Origin of the sequence: Streptomyces anandii JCM 4720 (assembly GCF_014650655.1) — a bacterium.
Classification (GTDB): domain Bacteria; phylum Actinomycetota; class Actinomycetes; order Streptomycetales; family Streptomycetaceae; genus Streptomyces; species Streptomyces anandii.
The window spans coordinates 1-17505 of the sequence record NZ_BMVJ01000011.1 but is presented as its reverse complement, the minus strand read 5'-3'; the positions used below and the strand labels follow the sequence as shown (position 1 = coordinate 17505).

The window sequence follows — 17505 nt, the reverse complement described above, 5'->3', positions numbered from 1 at the left end:
CCGGTCCCGCCCTTGCCGCTGACGACCTGGAGCCTGCTCACGCCTTCGAGCGTAACCAGTCCCCGCGCGGACCACGCGGGAGGCTGTGGACAACCGCCGTCGAAGTCGGCGGCGAGCACGCCGGACCCAAGGGGCTACAGTCGCCCCATGACCAAGTGGGAATACGCAACCGTGCCGCTGCTCGTCCATGCCACGAAGCAGATTCTGGACACCTGGGGCGAGGACGGCTGGGAGCTCGTCCAGGTCGTGCCCGGGCCGAACCCGGAGCAGCTCGTGGCCTACCTGAAGCGGGAGAAGCAGGCATGAGCGCGGTCGAGGCGAAGCTGGCCGAGCTGGGTCTGACCCTGCCGGAGGTCGTGCCTCCGCTGGCCGCCTACCAGCCGGCCGTGCGGTCCGGTTCCTACGTCTACACCGCCGGCCAGCTGCCGATGGTGGACGGCAAGCTCCCGGTCACCGGCAAGGTGGGCCTCGAGGTCACCCCGGAGGAGGCCAAGGAGCTGGCCCGCACCTGCGCGCTCAACGCGCTCGCGGCCGTCAAGTCCGTCGCCGGCGACCTGGACCGCATCGCGCGTGTGGTGAAGGTCGTGGGCTTCGTCGCCTCGGCCGCGGACTTCACCGGGCAGCCCGGTGTCGTCAACGGCGCGAGCGAGCTGCTGGGCGAGGTCCTCGGCGACAAGGGCGTCCACGCACGCAGCGCGGTCGGCGTGGCGGTCCTGCCGCTGGACGCTCCGGTCGAGGTGGAGATCCAGGTCGAACTGGCCCCCTGACGACACCCCGCGGGGCGGTCTGCGGCCGGTCTCCGACCGGTCTGCGGTCGTTCCCTGAGTGACCTGACGGCACCGGCGGTAGTCCCCGGTCGGTCCGTGAGCGGCCTGATGGGTGCTGGCGGGCGTCTCCGCGCGGTCCATGAGTGCCCTGGGGGTCCCCCCGGGGCGGCCCGTCGGCCCTGAACCGCCCCTGACCTCGGGCAGCTCTCGAACATTCGCGCACCACGGGATAGCCTCCGCCCATGGCGAATGGGCAGTGGTTCCCCCCGGACTGGCCGGACCGCATCCGCGCACTCGCGGACGGCACCCTCACCCCGGTCACGCCGAGGCGCGCGGCCACCGTGATGCTCCTGCGGGACACCGGCACCGGTCCGGCCGTGCACATGCTGCGCAGACGCGCCTCCATGGCCTTCGCCGGGGGCGCGTACGCGTACCCGGGCGGGGGAGTCGACCCCCGCGACGACGACCACCTGGTCCGCTGGGCGGGCCCCACGCGCGCGTGGTGGGCCGATCGGCTCGGCGTGGACGAGGCGGCGGCCCAGGCGATCGTCTGCGCGGCAGTGCGGGAGACGTACGAGGAGGCGGGCGTCCTGCTCGCCGGGCCCGGCCCGGACTCCGTCGTCGGCGACACCACGGGAGCGGACTGGGAGGCCGACCGGGCCGCGCTGGTCGCCCGTGAGCTGTCCTTCGCCGAGTTCCTGGACCGCAGGGGCCTGGCCCTGCGCTCGGACCTGCTGGGCGCCTGGACACGCTGGATCACGCCGGAGTTCGAGCCCCGCCGCTACGACACCTGGTTCTTCGTGGCCGCCCTGCCCGAGGGCCAGCGCACCCGCAACGCCTCCACGGAGGCCGACCGCACGGTGTGGATCCGGCCCGGGGACGCGGCGGCCTCGTACGACAGGGGCGAGCTGCTGATGATGCCGCCCACCATCGCCACCCTGCGCCAGCTGATCCCCTACGGCAGCCCCGCCGAGGCCCTGGCGGCGGCGCCCGCGCGCGATCTGACGCCCGTGCTCGCTCGGGCCCGCCTGGTGGCCGGCGAGGTGGTCCTGTCCTGGCCGGGCCACGACGAGTTCACCAAGCACATCCCGACCGGCACCGGCCCCGCCTGATCGCCGGACCGACGTCCAGGAAGGTCCCCTCGCATGACGGACGCAGCAGCGCTCCCCGGCCAGCCCCGGGGCGGCGTCCTCACCGGTCCCGCCACCGCGCGGGCGGTCAACGTCCTCGCGCCCAACGCCTCCGCCATGACCCTCGACGGCACCAACACCTGGATCGTCTCCGAGCCCGGCTCGGAACTCGCCGTGGTGATCGACCCGGGGCCGCTGGACGAGGGCCACCTGAACAACGTCGTCGGCACGGTGGAGAAGGCCGGCAAACGCGTCGCGCTGACGCTGCTGACCCACGGGCACCCCGACCACGCGGAGGGCGCCTCCCGCTTCGCCGAACTGACCCGCACGCGCGTGCGTGCCCTCGATCCGGCGCTGCGGCTCGGCGACGAGGGCCTCGGCGCCGGGGACGTGATCGCGGTGGGCGGCCTGGAACTCAGGGCCGTACCCACGCCGGGGCACACCGCGGACTCCCTCTGCTTCCACCTCCCGGCCGACCGGGCGGTGCTGACGGGCGACACGATCCTCGGCCGGGGCACGACGGTCGTGGCCCACCCCGACGGCCGGCTCGGCGACTACCTGGACTCACTGCGACGGCTGAGATCGCTCACCGTCGACGACGGCGTCCACACGGTGCTGCCGGGCCACGGGCCCGTCCTGGAGGACGCCCAGGGCGCCGTGGAGTTCTACCTCGCCCACCGCGCCCACCGGCTCGCGCAGGTCGAGACGGCCGTGGAGGACGGCCACCACACCCCCGCGCAGGTCGTCGCCCATGTGTACGCCGACGTCGACCGCTCCCTGTGGCCGGCGGCCGAACTCTCGGTCCGGGCCCAGCTGGACTACCTGCGCGAGCACGGGCTCATCTAGCGGGGAGGTCACTGCCCCGCGCGGGGCGCCTTGGCGCCGTGCACGCGGGCGTACTCCCCGGCGAGCCAGGGACCCAGGTCGTCGACGTAGGAGCGCAGCACGGCCGCGTCGCCCACGGGCTCCCGGCCGAGGGCCGCGGCCGAGGCCATCTGCGCCTTACGCGCGGGGTAGTAGGCACCGAAGACCGCCGCCATCTCGCGCAGATCGCTGGTCCAGCCCCGCCACCGCGGCATCACCAGCGTGAAGCCCGTACGGACCAGGTGCCGGGACATGAAGCGCACCAGCGGCCCGCGTGCCTCCTCGGTGTCGTCCGCCGCGTCGATCCGCTCCCGCCACCGGGGCAGGAGCAGGGCGAGGTCGCCGTTGGTCTCCCGGGCGAGCAGCGGGTCCTCGGGACGGTAGCGGGGGAGGCGGCCGGCGAGGTCCTCGCCGAGCAGGGGCGTGCACAGGCAGGCGACGAACCAGCCAAGGTCGTACCGTTCCACCTCGCTCAGCAGCCGGTCCCGGCCGAAGAGGAGGGTGCCGACGCCGTCGATCTGCCCGAACTCCCCGTCGAGTTCGGCGCCGAGCGCGCGGGCGGCCCCACGGTCGGCGTCCGTCGGTTCGTGGTGCAGGGTCACCAGGAGGTCCAGGTCGCTGTGGCCCACGCGGGCGGTGCCGCGCGGGATCGAACCGTAGAGGTACGCGCTGTGCAGCCCCTCGCCGAAGACGTCCGGCAGCCGGGAGCGGGCCGCGGCGACGACCGGGCGGAAGCCGTCCGGCACGCGCGCGAGGGACCCTTCGCGGGCGATGTGGCCGTCCGGGGTGAGGCCCTTGCGGCCGGAGCCGGGCGGCCCCGAGGTCAGCGGGACCTCTTGGCCAGCCGCTCCACGTCGAGCAGGATCACCGCGCGCGCCTCCAGGCGCAGCCAGCCGCGCTGGGCGAAGTCCGCGAGGGCCTTGTTCACGGTCTCGCGGGAGGCGCCGACCAGCTGGGCCAGCTCCTCCTGCGTCAGGTCGTGCACGACGTGGATGCCCTCCTCGGACTGCACGCCGAAGCGGCGGGAGAGGTCCAGCAGGGCGCGGGCGACACGGCCCGGCACGTCGGAGAAGACCAGGTCGGACATCTGGTCGTTGGTCTTGCGCAGGCGCCGGGCGACGGCGCGCAGCAGGGCGCCTGCCACCTCGGGCCGGACGTTCAGCCAGGGCTGGAGGTCGCCGTGGCCCAGGGCCAGCAGCTTGACCTCGGTCAGCGCGGTCGCCGTCGCGGTGCGCGGGCCCGGGTCGAAGAGGGACAGCTCTCCGATGAGCTCGCCGGGGCCGACCACGGCCAGCATGTTCTCGCGGCCGTCGGGGGACGTGCGATGCAGCTTGACCTTGCCCTCGGTGACCACGTAGAGACGGTCGCCGGGGTCGCCCTCGTGGAACAGCGAGTCGCCACGGGCGAGGGTCACCTCCGTCATGGAGGCGCGAAGCTCCGCGGCCTGCTCGTCGTCGAGCGCCGCGAAGAGCGGATTGCGCCGCAGAACGTCGTCCACGAGTTCTCTCCTTGTCGACCTGCTCAGGGGATCTTGCTCCCCCGTGTGCCAGGGGTCCGTGTTCCCCATTTTGCCGGACGGTCCAAACAGTGTGATCTGTCACAAGGATGCCGCACAGGTGTGCCGGGGTACGCGGCAGGGGGCCAATCGGGCGCCGATCTTCGGGGTCCGGGGCGGATGTCCGTGCCGGGCCTTAGGCTGGCCGGGTGTCCAAATCGCCGGTGAGAGCGCAGGCCGAGGGGGCTGGGCGGGTGGTTGTACGTCAGGATTCCGCTGTGGGCGAACATGAGCCCGACGACGGCAAGAAAACGGCAAAAACGGCGAAAAGGGCCACGGGGAAGAAGGCCCCGGAGAAGACCGCGGGGACCGCGGGGAAGAAGGCCGCGGCCGCGGGCAGGAAAGCCGCCGCCAAGAAGGCGCCTGCCAAGAAGGCGGCCGGCAAGGTCCCCGTCAAGAAGGCCGCGCCGCCGCGGAAGGTGGCCGTCGCGCCGAAGAAGGCCACCGCCGCCGTGGCCGGGGCCTCGCCCGCGAAGACCGTCGCCCCCGAACCCCCGGGCGGCGAGTCGCGCACCGCGCTCGTGCGCCGGGCCCGCCGGATCGACCGCGAGCTCGCCGAGGTGTACCCGTACGCCCACCCCGAGCTGGACTTCGAGAACCCCTTCCAACTGCTGGTCGCCACGGTCCTGTCCGCCCAGACCACCGACCTGAGGGTCAACCAGACGACGCCCGCGCTCTTCGCCAAGTACCCCACTCCGGAGGATCTGGCGGCCGCCGTGCCGGAGGAGGTCGAGGAGATCCTGCGGCCCACCGGCTTCTTCCGGGCCAAGACCAAGTCGGTCATGGGTCTGTCGAAGGCGCTGGCCGAGGAGTTCGGCGGCGAGGTCCCGGGCCGCCTGGAGGACCTCGTCAAGCTGCCCGGCGTCGGCCGCAAGACCGCCTTCGTGGTCCTGGGCAACGCCTTCGGCCGCCCCGGCATCACCGTGGACACGCACTTCCAGCGGCTCGTGCGGCGCTGGAAGTGGACCGCGGAGACCGACCCGGACAAGATCGAGGCCGCCGTCGGCTCGCTCTTCCCCAAGAGCGACTGGACGATGCTCTCCCACCACGTGATCTTCCACGGCCGCCGCATCTGCCACGCCCGCAAGCCCGCCTGCGGCGCCTGCCCGATCGCCCCGCTCTGCCCGGCGTACGGCGAGGGCGAGACCGACCCGGAGAAGGCGAAGAAGCTGCTGAAGTACGAGAAGGGCGGCTTCCCGGGCCAGCGGCTCAAGCCCCCGCAGTCCTACCTGGACGCGGGCGGCAAGCCGGCCCCGCCGCTGGCGGCCGGATGACGGCCCGCGCGGGCGCACGGCCCGCCGCCGCGGAACGATCCCGGGGCCATCGGGCGTTGGACACGGCAGGACGACGGGGACGGGGGTGGCGATGACGCGGGCGGGCGAGACGCATACGAGCGGGACCCACGCGGGCGCGACCCGGACCGGTGGGACGCGGACCGGCGGGACGGCGCACGCGGACGGGGCGTTCGGCGGCGGTCCGGTGGGGCTCAGCAAGGAAGGGCTGCCCGGCTGGCTCGAGCCGGTCGTGCGCGTCGTCGAGACGGTCCGGCCCGTCCAGCTCAGCCGCTTCCTGCCGCCGAAGGACGGCGCGGGCCGCCAGTCGGCCGTGCTCGTCCTCTTCGGTGAGGGCCCGCGCGGGCCGGAGACGCTGCTGATGGAGCGGGCGACCTCCCTGCGCTCCCACGCGGGCCAGCCCTCCTTCCCCGGCGGGGCGCTCGACCCCGAGGACGGCGACCCGCGGGGCGAGGGCCCGCTGCGGGCCGCGCTGCGCGAGGCCGAGGAGGAGACCGGGCTCGACCCGGCTGGCGTCCAGCTGTTCGGCGCGCTGCCCCGGCTCTACATCCCGGTCAGCGGCTTCGTCGTCACGCCCGTGCTCGGCTGGTGGCGCGAGCCCAGCCCGGTCGGCGTCGTCGACCCGGCCGAGACCGCGCGGGTCTTCACCGTCCCCGTGGCGGATCTCACGAACCCGGACAACCGGGCCACCGCCGTGCATCCCAGCGGCCACCGGGGTCCGGCATTTCTGGTCGAATCGGCCCTTGTGTGGGGCTTCACGGCCGGAATCATCGACCGCCTGCTGCACTTCGCGGGATGGGAGCTGCCCTGGGACCGCGAGAAGCAGGTCCCGCTCGACTGGCGGTCATGACAGGGTGGGCTCCGTGCCGTGCTGCCCGGGGGACGCCGTGTCCTGCCGTCGCCGCGCGGCCGGCCGGATTCCCGGCCACCCCGTGGTGATCAACAAAATGATGAGGCGAGGCTCGACGCGGTGAACGTGCTGGACATCCTGCTGCTGGTCGCCGCCGTGTGGTTCGCGGTCGTCGGGTATCGCCAGGGCTTCGTCGTGGGTGTGCTGTCGGTGATCGGCTTCCTGGGCGGCGGCCTCGTCGCCGTGTACGCCCTGCCGCTCATCTGGGACGCCCTGACGGACAACACTCCGGTCAGCACCACGGCGGCGGTCGTGGCGGTCGTCGTGGTCATCGTCTGCGCCTCGGTCGGCCAGGCCCTGACCACCCATCTCGGCAGCAGGCTGCGGGTGTTCATCACCTGGTCCCCGGCGCGCGCCCTGGACGCCACCGGCGGCGCGCTGGTCAACGTGGCCGCGCTGCTGCTGGTCGCCTGGCTGCTCGGCTCGCTCCTGGGCGGCACGACGATACCGACCGTCGGCAAGGAGGTCCGCAACTCCCGGGTGCTGTTCGGGGTGTCCGAGGTCATGCCCGCGCAGGCCGACACCTGGTTCACGGACTTCACCTCCGTCCTCGCGCAGAACGGCTTCCCGCAGGTCTTCAGCCCGTTCGCCAACGAGCCCATCACCGACGTACGGCCGCCGGACCCGGCCCTGCGCAACAGCGCGGTGGCCGAGCGCGCCAGACGCTCCGTCGTCAAGGTCGTCGGCACGGCGCGCAGTTGCGGCAAGGTGCTGGAGGGCAGCGGGTTCGTCTTCGGCGACCGCCGCGTCATGACCAACGCGCACGTCGTCGGCGGTGTCGACGAGCCCACCGTCCAGATCGGCGGCGAGGGCCGCAAGTACGACGCGAAGGTCGTGCTCTACGACTGGCACCGCGACATCGCCGTGCTCGACGTGCCCGCTCTCAGGGCGCCCGCCCTGCGGTTCACGGACGGCGACGCGCGCAGCGGCGACGGCGCGATCGTGGCCGGCTTCCCGGAGAACGGGTCGTACGACGTGCGGGCCGCGCGGGTGCGCGGGCGCATCACCGCCAACGGCCCGGACATCTACCACCGCGGCACCGTCCGCCGTGACGTCTACTCGCTGTACGCGAAGGTCCGCCAGGGCAACTCCGGCGGCCCGCTGCTGACGCCCGAGGGGCGGGTGTACGGCGTGGTGTTCGCCAAGTCGCTCGACGACGCCGACACCGGTTACGCGCTCACGGCGGACGAGATCCAGCAGGACATCGCCAGGGGCCGTACCGCGAACCAGCAGGTGGGCAGCGACAACTGCGCGCTGTAGCCGGTGTGGTCAGCCGCGCGGGTGACGCAGGCGTACGGAGACCCAGCGGGCGCGGCGGCGCAGAATGCGCGGAATGCCCACCCGTGGGTCCGTGCCCGTCGGCCGCGGGGCTCCCACGTGGGAGCCCGGACCGCTCGCCGAACGGCGGGTGCGTGCTACGTCACTGTAGTCGTGCGTCCAGCCCATACCCCGACCTCTGCCCCCGCCCCAAGGTCGATAACCGCCCGCGGGCGACCCAATTGGCCTATGCGCCGGGCAAGTGGCCGTTCGTAGGACAGATGTTCACGTTCGGATACCGGTCGCGCTCAGCGGTCCGGCTCGGGGTCCCTGAGCCAGTTGACGAGTTCGGTGGAGAACGCGACCGGGTCCTCCTCGTGCGGGAAGTGGCCGAGTCCGTCGAACAGGCGCCAGCGGTACGGCGCCTCGACGTACTCCCCGGAGCCGGCCGCGCTGCGGGTGCGCACCACGGGGTCGAGGGAGCCGTGCAGATGCAGCGTGGGGACGCGCACGGGCCGCTTCATCCTGCGGTAGAACTGGATCCCGTCCGGACGCGCCAGCGAGCGCACCAGCCAGCGGTACGGCTCGATGGAGCAGTGCGCCGTCGAGGGGATGCAGATCGCCCGGCGGTACATCTCCACCGCCTCGTCGTCCGGCAGCCGCGGCCCCGACCAGTCACGTACCAGACGGGCCACCAGGGCGCCGTCGTCGGCGGTGAGCCGGCGCTCGGGCAGCCACGGGCGCTGGAAGCCCCAGATGTACGAACTCGCCGCCGTCTGGCGGGCGTCGGCGAGCATCGCGGAGCGCCAGCGGCGCGGGTGCGGCATGGAGGCCACGGCGAGGCGCCGTACGAGCTTGGGGCGCATCGCCGCCGCCGTCCACGCCAGATAGCCGCCGAGGTCGTGGCCGACCAGGGCGGCGTCGGGCTCGCCGAGGGAGCGGATCACGCCGGTGATGTCGAGGGCGAGATTGGCCGGGTCGTAGCCGCGCGGGGTGCGGTCGCTGCCGCCCACGCCGCGCAGGTCCATCGCCACGGCCCGGAAGCCGGCGTCGGCGAGGGCGGTCAGCTGGTGCCGCCATGCCCACCAGAACTGCGGGAAGCCGTGCAGCAGCAGCACCAGCGGCCCGTCGCCGAGCTCGGCGATGTGGAAGCGCGCTCCGTTGGCGGCGACGTCCCGGTGGGTGACCTTGCGGCCGCCGGGGAGGTCGATCCGTACGATCTGCGCCGGCTGGGTCGATTGCGCCGAAGGGGTGGCGGGCTCCGTCATGAGGACGAGCGTGCCACAGCCTCGATCGCCTGGGGGGACCGGTCCTCGAGAGCGGGGGTCTCGGGGCGCGGATGCGGCTTGGCCTTCTGCAGCACCCCGGCCGTCTCCTTCATCGAAGCGGCCACCTTCTGCGGGCCCTTGCTCTTCTTGGCCTTCTTCGCGAACACCACGCCGATCAGGGCGAGAGCGCCGGCGACTAGGACGTTGGCGGCGAAGGACAGCAGGAAGCAGACCGCGAGGTTCCAGCCGCTCCAGGTCCGGATCCCGTACGCGAGCGCGAAGTTGAGCATCGGCAGGGAGAACAGCAGCAGCACGCCGGCCGCGCTGAACGCGCCGCCGCTGGTCGCGCCCCGCTTGACGTCCTGCTTCAGCTGGGCCTTGGCCAGCGCGATCTCGTCGTGCACCAGCGCCGACATTTCGGTCGTCGCCGAGGCGAACAGCTGGCCGATGCTGCGTTCGGCGCCGACCGGGCTGCCGTCGGGTGCGCTCATCGCGGTCTCCCTCTCCTGCTCCTGCGTGGACTCGGCCGCGCTTCTTCGCGGCCTGTCCTTTGTACCGTCCGTCTTTTGTACTGTCCCGTCAGATCATGCCGGACTGTCCTTCTCCCCGCCTGCCCCGCCTGGTACTTCGGCAAGCCGCTTTGCCCGTTCGGCGGCCTTCTCGCGGGCGATACGGCGGTGTTCGGCGGCCCTGCGCTCCAGGATGGCGGCCATCCGCAGGTGGTAGTCGGGGTCGTCCTGCTCGTACACGTCGGGGATGCCGTCGAGGTCGTCGTCCCGCTCCTCGGCCTCCCACAGCTGCCGGTAGCGGGCGTTGCGCACCTTCAGCAGGACCGTGGCGAGCCCCGCCGCGATCACGGAACCGGCCAGGACGGCTGCCTTGACCTCGTCGGTGAGCGCCGCGTCGCCCTGGAAGGCGAGCTCGCCGATCAGCAGGGAGACGGTGAAGCCGATCCCGGCGAGCGTGGCCAGGGCGAAGACGTCGGCCCAGGCCAGGTCGTCGCTGAGCGAGGCCCGGGTGAAGCGTGCCGTGAGCCAGGTCCCGCCGAAGATGCCGGCCGCCTTGCCGACGACCAGGCCGAGTACGACGCCCAGCGTCTCGGGCCTGGTGAACACGTCCGCGAGCGCCCCGCCCGATATCGACACACCGGCGCTGAACAGGGCGAACAGCGGCACGGCCAGGCCCGCCGACAGGGGGCGCACGAGGTGTTCGACGCGCTCGCCCGGGGAGTGGTCCTCGCCCTCGCGCGTGGTGCAGCGCAGCATGAGCCCCATCGCGACGCCCGCGATCGTGGCGTGCACGCCGCTGTTGTACATCAGCGCCCAGATGACCAGCGCCAGCGGCACATACACGTACCACCCGCGTACGCCCCATCGCAGCAGCAGCCAGAAGAGGGCGAGACCGGCGACGGCCCCGCCGAGCGCGGCGAAGTTCAGGTGGCCGGTGAAGAAGACCGCGATGATCAGGATCGCGAACAGGTCGTCGACGACCGCGAGGGTCAGCAGGAAGGCGCGCAGCGCGCCGGGCAGCGAGGTGCCGATGACCGCGAGCACGGCGAGCGCGAAGGCGATGTCGGTCGCGGTGGGCACCGCCCAGCCGGACTGCGCGCCGCCTCCCACGAGGTTGGTCAGGGCGTAGACGGCGGCGGGCATCGCCATGCCGCACAGCGCGGCCACGACCGGTAGCGCGGCGGCTCTGGAATCCTTGAGGTCGCCGGCGACCAGTTCGCGCTTGAGCTCGATCCCGGCGACGAAGAAGAACACGGCGAGGAGTCCGTCGGCGGCCCAGTGCTCGACCGAGAGGTCGAGGCCGAGGGCGGCGGGACCGAAGTGGAAGTGGGCGACGCTCTCGTAGCTGCCGTGCAGGGCCGGGAGATTCGCCCAGACGAGGGCGGCGATCGCGGCGAGGAGCAGCAGGACGCCGCCGACCGTCTCGGTGCGCAGCGCCTCCGCGACGAAGTTCCGCTCGGGCAGGGACAGACGTCCGAGGACTTTGCGGGCGGGGGTGGTGCGGGGCGCGGCCACGGGAACCTCCGGTCGGTGGGCATGATCGATCGCGTGCCGACCAGACTTCCCGGCGCACCTGAGGAGCTTCAGCCTGAGCTGGAGCCGCTTGTTGAGTTGTCGCTCTGCCTAACTTACCCAAGGTGCGGCGGGGCGGGCCCGTCGTACTCCCGGCGGGCGCCGAAGGCGCGGACGCGGGAGGCGAGCACGCGGGAGGCGAGCGAGCCCGCGGAAGGCGAGCACGCGGAAAGGGCACCCGGCGCGTGTGCGACCGGGTGCCCCTTCCGGATCCGGCTCAGTCCTCGCTCGACGCCGCCGGGAGCTTGGCCTGGATGAGGTCCATGACCGTGGAGTCCGTCAGCGTGGTGACGTCTCCGAGCTGCCGGTTCTCCGCCACGTCGCGCAGCAGGCGCCGCATGATCTTCCCCGAGCGGGTCTTCGGCAGCTCCGCCACCGGCAGGATCCGCTTCGGCTTGGCGATCGGGCCGAGCGTGCTGCCCACGTGGTTGCGCAGCTCGGCGACCAGGTCCTCGGTCTCCGCCGCCGTACCGCGCAGGATCACGAAGGCGACGATCGCCTGCCCGGTCGTCTCGTCGGTCGCGCCGACCACGGCCGCCTCGGCGACCGAGGGGTGGGAGACGAGCGCGGACTCGACCTCGGTGGTGGAGATGTTGTGCCCGGACACCAGCATCACGTCGTCGACCCGGCCGAGCAGCCAGATGTCGCCGTCGTCGTCCTTCTTCGCCCCGTCACCGGCGAAGTACCGGCCCTCGAAGCGGGACCAGTAGGTGTCGAGGAAGCGCTGGTCGTCGCCCCAGATGGTGCGCAGCATCGACGGCCACGGCTCGGTCAGCACCAGGTAGCCGCCACCGCCGTTGGGCACTTCATTGGCCTCGTCGTCCACCACGGTGGCCGAGATGCCCGGCAGCGGCCGCTGCGCGGAGCCCGGCTTGGCGTCGGTCACGCCCGGCAGCGGGGAGATCATGATGCCGCCGGTCTCGGTCTGCCACCACGTGTCGACGACCGGGGTGCGGTCCCCGCCGATGTTCTTGCGGTACCAGATCCACGCCTCCGGGTTGATCGGCTCGCCGACCGAACCGAGGACGCGCAGGGAGGACAGGTCGAACTTCGCGGGGATCTCGTCGCCCCACTTCATGAACGTACGGATCGCGGTCGGCGCCGTGTAGAGGATCGTGACGCCGTACTTCTGCACGATCTCCCAGAAGCGGCCCTGGTGCGGGGTGTCGGGCGTGCCCTCGTACATCACCTGCGTCGCGCCGTTGGCCAGCGGGCCGTAGACGATGTACGAGTGGCCGGTGACCCAGCCGACGTCCGCGGTGCACCAGAAGACGTCGGTCTCGGGCTTGAGGTCGAAGACCGCCCAGTGGGTGTAGGCGACCTGCGTGAGGTAACCGCCGGAGGTGTGCAGGATGCCCTTCGGCTTCCCCGTGGTGCCCGAGGTGTAGAGGATGAACAGCGGGTGCTCCGCGCCGAACGCCTCCGGAGTGTGCTCGGCGGACTGGCGGCCCACCGCGTCGTGCCACCAAACGTCCCGGCCCTCGGTCCAGGCGACCTCCTGGCCGGTGCGGCGGACCACGAGCACGTTGCGCACGTTGTCCACGCGGCCGACGGCCTCGTCGACGGCCGGCTTCAGGGCGGAGGGCTTGCCTCGCCGGTAGCCGCCGTCCGCCGTGATCACCACGCGTGCGTCGGCGTCCTGGATGCGGGTGGCGAGCGCGTCGGCGGAGAAGCCGCCGAAGACGACGGAGTGCGTCGCGCCGATCCGGGCGCAGGCGAGCATCGCCACCGCGGCCTCGGGGATCATCGGCAGGTAGATCGCGACCCGGTCGCCCTTCTGGACGCCCAGCTCCACCAGGGCGTTCGCGGCCCTGGACACCTCGTCCTTGAGCTCGGCGTAGGTGATGGCCCGGCTGTCGCCGGGCTCGCCCTCGAAGTGGATCGCGACCCGGTCGCCGTGGCCGGCCTCCACATGCCGGTCCACGCAGTTGTACGTCACGTTGAGCGTGCCGTCCTGGAACCACTTGGCGAACGGCGGGTTCGACCAGTCGAGGGTCTCGGTCGGCTCCTTGGCCCAGGTCAGCCGGCGGGCCTGCTCGGCCCAGAAGCCGAGCCTGTCAGCCTTGGCCTGTGCGTACGCCTCCGCCGTGACGTTGGCGCCCGCGGCCAGGTCAGCCGGGGGCGCGAACCTGCGCTCTTCCTTGAGCAGGTTGGAGAGGGAAGAACGCTCGCTGTCTGCCATCGCACACCGTCCCAGTGGTTTAGACCATAGTCGCGGGCTGATTCTCCGGGCCACAGCAGGCAGGGTCAACCCACCCCCATCCTGACACCGAGCCCTACCCCGAGACCACGAGCAACGGCCTCCGGGGGTTCAGACCACGGACAGCGGGCCGTCCGATTCGGAACGGCCCTCCGCCCGCCGCCGCGAGTACGCCCCGCCGGGCGTGTCGCACTGGTGGGGCCTGTCGCCCGGCGGGGGCGGGTCTCACACGTTCGTCCGCCGGTCCTCCGTCGCCGCCACTCCCGTGAACACCATGTCGCCGTCCGCCTCCGCGAGCAGATAGGCCTGCGCCTCGCCCACGTGGAAGTACATTCCGTTCAGCTCGAGCAGGCCCGCGCGCAGGGCCCGGTCAACACAGCCGTGGGCGCGCAGGTGCTCCAGCTGCTGCACGATGTTGGCCAGGCACAACCGCTCGGCTTCGTCGACGGGCCGCTGGTCCGTCTCGTCGGCGGCACGTGAAGCGATCTGCTCGGCCGGCCGGAGTCCGGGGCCGTCACCGAGGGCCGTCCGCTCCAGGCTGGGCAGCCCGTGCCGCAGCCACCTCCCGAGCGGGGTGCGGGGGAGAGGCCCGGCCCCGTGACCCGGGCCGGAGCCGAGCAGGGCCTGCATCGCCCCGCATCCGGAGTGGCCGCACACCGTGATGGAGCGCACCCCGAGCACCTCCACCGCGTACTCGATCGCCGCCGCCACCGAGTCGTCCCCGCCCTCCTCGTCCGGTGGCGGCACGAGGTTGCCCACGTTGCGTACGACGAACAGATCGCCCGGGCCGCTCGCGGTGATCATCGAGGTGACCAGCCGCGAGTCGGCGCAGGTGAGGAAGAGCTGGGACGGCCGCTGCCCCTCGCGCGCCAGCCGCGCCAGTTCCTCGCGCACATGGGGTGCGGTGGCGCGCTGGAACGTGCTGAGGCCGTGCGCGAGCCGGGGTGTGCGCGGGCCGCCCTCGCACTGGTGGTTGCGCCAGGGCGTCCACGGCCGGCAGCGGCAGCCCGTACCGTCCGGGGCGGCGGGCTCGGCGATGCGGACTCCGGCCCGGCGGCCGGTGAGTTTCACGGAGCCGCCCTGCGCGGTGTGCGTGCGCTGCCAGTCCTGCAGCGACTCGTACGCCGCGTGGTCCATGAACGAGCCGTCCAGCTCGACGACCGAGTCGGCCCCGTGGGGCACGAGATGCAGGGCCCGGCTGAGCCGAGGCACCGCGAGGAACGTCAACTGCCCTCGTACTCGTACGTGATGGACTCCTTCCCGCTCGTCGTGGGTGATGCGGGTGCGCGCGAGGCGGTGCAGGGCGACGGCGACGGCCACGGCGATCCCGAGGGCCACGCCCTGGAGGACGCCGAGCGCGACCACGCCGAGGGTGGTGGCGGCGTACACCAGCACCTCGCGGTGGCGGGTCACCGTGCGGATGTGGTGCAGGGACACCATCTGGATGCCGACGGCCATCACCAGGGCGGCGAGCGAGGCGAGCGGGATGTGCTCCAGGATCGGGACCATCAGCAGCGCGGCGGCCACTACGAGAACGCCGTGCAGCATCGTGGAGTTCCGGCTCACGGCACCGGCGCGCACATTCGCCGTGCTCCGCACCGCCACGCCGGCGACCGGCAGTCCGCCGAGCGCTCCGGAGACGACGTTGGCGGCGCCCTGGCCGAGCAGTTCCCGGTCCAGGTCCGAGCGTGCGGGGCGGGCGGCCGTGCCCGGGCGGCCCGCGGCCAGCTTGTCCACGGCCACGGCGCCGAGCAGTGACTGCACGCTGCAGACCAGCGTGGTGCTGAGTACCGCGGCGGCCAGCCCGAGGACGGGGCCCCGCGGAAGTCCGGCCAGCGCGTGGCTGCTCCAGGAGGGGAGGTCGACCCTGGGCAGGGCCAGCCCGGCGAGGGTGGCCACCGCGGTGGCGCCGGCGACGGCGACGAGCGCGGCCGGCACCCGGCGCAGCAGCAGGCCGGGCCGGCCGGGCAGCCGCGGCCAGAGCAGCAGCAGGGCCAGGGTCAGGGCGCCGGCGGCGAGCGCGGCGGGGTCGAGGGAGGCCAGCTGGGCGGGGAGCGCGCGCAGGTTGGCGGTAACGGAGCTCTGCGGATTGCCGCCGAGGACGATGTGCAGCTGGGCCACGGCGATGGTCACGCCGATACCGGCGAGCATGCCGTGCACGACGGCGGGGCTGACGGCGAGTGCGCCGCGGGCCACGCGCAGGCAGCCGAGGAGCAGTTGGGCGAGGCCGGCGAGAACGGTGATGGCGCAGGTCGTGCGCCATCCGTAGCGGTGGATCAGATCGGCGGTGACCACCGTGAGGCCCGCGGCGGGGCCGCTGACCTGCAGGGGGCAGCCGCCGAGCCGTCCGGCGACGAGTCCGCCGACGGCGGCGGCCACGAGGCCCGCCTGGAGGGGGGCACCGGTGGCGAGGGCGATGCCGAGGGACAGGGGCAGGGCGATCAGGAAGACCGCGACGGCGGCGGACAGATCGGCGCCCGCCGGGCGTGGCCGGCGCGTGCACCGGGGCGGGCTGTGGGGCGGGTGGGATCGCTCGGTCCGCGCGGCGTCGGTGGTGCTGGTGGGGGCGCAGGACGACATGTTCCGGTCTCCTCCGATCAGCAGGGATCAGCCGAATCAACGCTGGGTAAAGCGAGCGTAATGCAACGTAAAGTTCGTCTCTGAATTTTTGGCGCGAATGGATTATCGAATCACCTCGAAGGGTGAAGTGAGCTTTTTATCGGCTTGTCGTATTAATTCCGCCTCCTCTCCGTGCGACCTTGGCGGCGCTGCCGGCCCCGCCCGGCACACCACCAGCACGCGCCGTCTCGGCGTTGGACGAGAGAAGGAAGAAGGTGGGCGGAACATGGCCGCCACCCAGAGGATCGCCGCGGGGGTCGTCGCCGCCGCGGCCTGCGCCTCGTCGCTCGCCGGTTGTGCGAGCGGTACGAACGCTCCCCCCAAACAAGGCGCGCACGGCGCACAGAAGGGCGCGCCGGCGCCAGGGAGCGTCGTCCGTCTGATCGGGGACGGGTCGACCGCGTACACCGGAGCACAGCCTCACCTGCCCAGACCCGAGCGGCTCAAGTCCGGGGAGAAGCCCCCGCAGTTCGTCGTGTTCTCCTGGGACGGCGCGGGTGAGGACAGCCAGAAGCTGTTCTCCCACTTCCGCAAGGTGGCCAAGGCCAACAACGCGACGATGACGTACTTCCTCAGCGGCGTGTACATGCTGCCGGAGGAGAAGCGCGACCTGTACCGCCCGCCGCAGCACGCGCCGGGCAGCTCGGAGATCGGCTTCAACGACGAGAAGGGCATCGCCGACACCGCCAAGCAGGTGCGCCTGGCCTGGCTGGAGGGCAACGAGATCGGCACCCACTTCAACGGCCACTTCTGCGGCCCCGACGGCGGGGTGGGCCAGTGGTCGGTCGACGAGTGGAAGAGCGAGATCGCCCAGGCCAAGGACTTCGTGAAGACCTGGAAGACCAACAGCGGCCTGAAGAACCTGGCCCCGCTGCCTTTCGACTACGACAAGGAGCTCATCGGCGCCCGCACGCCCTGCCTGGAGGGCCAGAAGAACTTCATGAAGGCGGCGAGCCAGCTCGGCTTCCGCTACGACAGCAGCGGGGTGAACGACCAGATCTGGCCGAAGAAACGTTACGGCCTGTGGGACCTGTCCATGCAGCTTGTGCCGTTCCCCGGCCACACCTTCGAGCAGCTGACCATGGACTACAACTTCATGGTCAACCAGTCCGGCACCCGGACCCAGGGCGACCCCGACAAGTTCGACTACTGGGGCGACCAGATGCGCGACGGCCTGCTCAAGGGCTTCTACCGGGCCTACGACGGCAACCGCGCGCCCCTGGTCATCGGCAACCACTTCGAGTCCTGGAACGGCGGCACCTACATGCGCGCCGTCGAGGACGTCGTGAAGGAGGTGTGCAACAAGCCCGAGGTGCGCTGCGTCTCCTTCCGGCAGCTGGCCGACTGGCTGGACGCCCAGGACCCGCAGACCCTCGCCAAGCTGCGCGAGCTGAAGGTCGGCGAGACCCCGAAGCAGGGCTGGGCGTCCTTCCTGTCGGGACGGCCCGCCCCGGCACCCAAGGGCGTGCCCGGGGCACCCAGGCCCTAGGTGTATTGATCACGAGCGTTGTTGACGCTCGCTGGGCTTGATCATGGCGAAGACCTCCGGTGTGGTGGAGCTG

General features: G+C 72.4%; 15 protein-coding genes. 8 read left to right on the top strand and 7 right to left on the bottom strand.

Features of this window, described 5'->3' with window-relative positions; all coding sequences use genetic code 11:
- Positions 1-147 precede the first annotated feature (147 nt).
- The 4 genes from sp36 (at position 148) to IE249_RS20290 (ending at position 2743) form a co-directional block, all read left to right on the top strand.
- On the top strand, positions 148-306 hold the full coding sequence (gene sp36 / locus IE249_RS20305; protein ID WP_009189813.1) for a Sp36 family protein: 159 nt from the start codon (positions 148-150) through the stop codon (positions 304-306).
- Positions 303-767 carry a RidA family protein gene (locus IE249_RS20300; RefSeq protein ID WP_189706498.1) on the top strand — a complete coding sequence of 155 codons (465 nt, stop codon included), beginning with the start codon at positions 303-305 and terminating at the stop codon, positions 765-767. The genes sp36 and IE249_RS20300 overlap by 4 nt, the downstream gene beginning before the upstream one ends.
- Before the next feature lie 242 nt (positions 768-1009).
- Entirely contained in the window at positions 1010-1879 is an 870-nt protein-coding gene (locus IE249_RS20295) for an NUDIX hydrolase (RefSeq protein WP_189706496.1), read from the top strand.
- Between the two features lie 33 nt (positions 1880-1912).
- Entirely contained in the window at positions 1913-2743 is an 831-nt protein-coding gene (locus IE249_RS20290) for an MBL fold metallo-hydrolase (RefSeq protein WP_189706494.1), read from the top strand.
- An 8-nt stretch (positions 2744-2751) separates the two neighbouring features.
- Here the strand turns inward: IE249_RS20290 and IE249_RS20285 are convergent, their stop codons facing one another.
- Together IE249_RS20285 and IE249_RS20280 are read right to left on the bottom strand one after the other, a co-directional pair.
- Positions 2752-3507, bottom strand: a complete 756-nt coding sequence (locus IE249_RS20285) for a nucleotidyltransferase domain-containing protein (RefSeq protein WP_229858891.1) — start codon at positions 3505-3507, stop codon at positions 2752-2754.
- A gap of 77 nt (positions 3508-3584) precedes the next feature.
- The gene (locus IE249_RS20280; protein WP_009189818.1) at positions 3585-4259 is read right to left on the bottom strand and encodes a Crp/Fnr family transcriptional regulator; all 675 of its coding nucleotides are present in this window, start codon (positions 4257-4259) and stop codon (positions 3585-3587) included.
- Positions 4260-4534: 275 nt separating this feature from the next.
- On the opposite strand from IE249_RS20280, the gene nth reads away from it, so the two are divergent.
- From nth to IE249_RS20265, 3 genes are all read left to right on the top strand, one after another.
- The gene (gene nth / locus IE249_RS20275; protein ID WP_189706492.1) at positions 4535-5590 is read left to right on the top strand and encodes an endonuclease III; all 1056 of its coding nucleotides are present in this window, start codon (positions 4535-4537) and stop codon (positions 5588-5590) included.
- A 91-nt stretch (positions 5591-5681) separates the two neighbouring features.
- A complete protein-coding gene (locus tag IE249_RS20270; protein WP_229858889.1) occupies positions 5682-6458 on the top strand; it encodes an NUDIX hydrolase in 777 nt (258 codons plus the stop codon).
- Between the two features lie 120 nt (positions 6459-6578).
- Positions 6579-7778, top strand: a complete 1200-nt coding sequence (locus IE249_RS20265) for a MarP family serine protease (protein ID WP_189706489.1) — start codon at positions 6579-6581, stop codon at positions 7776-7778.
- Between the two features lie 305 nt (positions 7779-8083).
- On the opposite strand, the gene IE249_RS20260 is transcribed toward IE249_RS20265, so the two are convergent.
- From IE249_RS20260 to IE249_RS20240, 5 genes are all read right to left on the bottom strand, one after another.
- Positions 8084-9043: an alpha/beta fold hydrolase gene (locus tag IE249_RS20260; RefSeq protein WP_189706487.1), complete on the bottom strand. Its 960-nt coding sequence runs from the start codon at positions 9041-9043 to the stop codon at positions 8084-8086.
- A complete protein-coding gene (locus tag IE249_RS20255) occupies positions 9040-9534 on the bottom strand; it encodes a phage holin family protein (protein ID WP_189706485.1) in 495 nt (164 codons plus the stop codon). Before IE249_RS20255 ends, IE249_RS20260 begins: the two co-directional genes overlap by 4 nt.
- 93 nt (positions 9535-9627) lie before the next feature.
- Positions 9628-11067: a Na+/H+ antiporter NhaA gene (gene nhaA / locus IE249_RS20250; protein ID WP_189706483.1), complete on the bottom strand. Its 1440-nt coding sequence runs from the start codon at positions 11065-11067 to the stop codon at positions 9628-9630.
- 274 nt (positions 11068-11341) lie between these two features.
- Positions 11342-13306, bottom strand: a complete 1965-nt coding sequence (gene acs, locus IE249_RS20245; protein WP_189706481.1) for an acetate--CoA ligase — start codon at positions 13304-13306, stop codon at positions 11342-11344.
- A 243-nt stretch (positions 13307-13549) separates the two neighbouring features.
- Complete coding sequence (locus IE249_RS20240) at positions 13550-15904, bottom strand: bifunctional SulP family inorganic anion transporter/carbonic anhydrase (protein WP_189706479.1); 2355 nt, start codon at positions 15902-15904, stop codon at positions 13550-13552.
- A gap of 265 nt (positions 15905-16169) precedes the next feature.
- Between IE249_RS20240 and IE249_RS20235 the strand changes: the two genes are divergently transcribed.
- Positions 16170-17432 (top strand): polysaccharide deacetylase family protein, encoded by a 1263-nt coding sequence (locus IE249_RS20235; protein ID WP_189706477.1) that lies wholly within the window; start codon positions 16170-16172, stop codon positions 17430-17432.
- Positions 17433-17505 lie beyond the last annotated feature (73 nt).

What these genes read in the sequence shown, in the direction of transcription:
- sp36 (WP_009189813.1), top strand. Translation starts at nt 148, where the DNA reads ATGACCAAGTGGGAATACGCAACCGTGCCGCTGCTCGTCCATGCCACG.
- IE249_RS20260 (WP_189706487.1), bottom strand. Translation starts at nt 9,043, where the DNA reads ATGACGGAGCCCGCCACCCCTTCGGCGCAATCGACCCAGCCGGCGCAG.
- IE249_RS20300 (WP_189706498.1), top strand. Translation starts at nt 303, where the DNA reads ATGAGCGCGGTCGAGGCGAAGCTGGCCGAGCTGGGTCTGACCCTGCCG.
- IE249_RS20235 (WP_189706477.1), top strand. Translation starts at nt 16,170, where the DNA reads ATGGCCGCCACCCAGAGGATCGCCGCGGGGGTCGTCGCCGCCGCGGCC.
- IE249_RS20270 (WP_229858889.1), top strand. Translation starts at nt 5,682, where the DNA reads ATGACGCGGGCGGGCGAGACGCATACGAGCGGGACCCACGCGGGCGCG.
- acs (WP_189706481.1), bottom strand. Translation starts at nt 13,306, where the DNA reads ATGGCAGACAGCGAGCGTTCTTCCCTCTCCAACCTGCTCAAGGAAGAG.
- IE249_RS20295 (WP_189706496.1), top strand. Translation starts at nt 1,010, where the DNA reads ATGGCGAATGGGCAGTGGTTCCCCCCGGACTGGCCGGACCGCATCCGC.
- IE249_RS20290 (WP_189706494.1), top strand. Translation starts at nt 1,913, where the DNA reads ATGACGGACGCAGCAGCGCTCCCCGGCCAGCCCCGGGGCGGCGTCCTC.
- IE249_RS20240 (WP_189706479.1), bottom strand. Translation starts at nt 15,904, where the DNA reads ATGTCGTCCTGCGCCCCCACCAGCACCACCGACGCCGCGCGGACCGAG.
- IE249_RS20255 (WP_189706485.1), bottom strand. Translation starts at nt 9,534, where the DNA reads ATGAGCGCACCCGACGGCAGCCCGGTCGGCGCCGAACGCAGCATCGGC.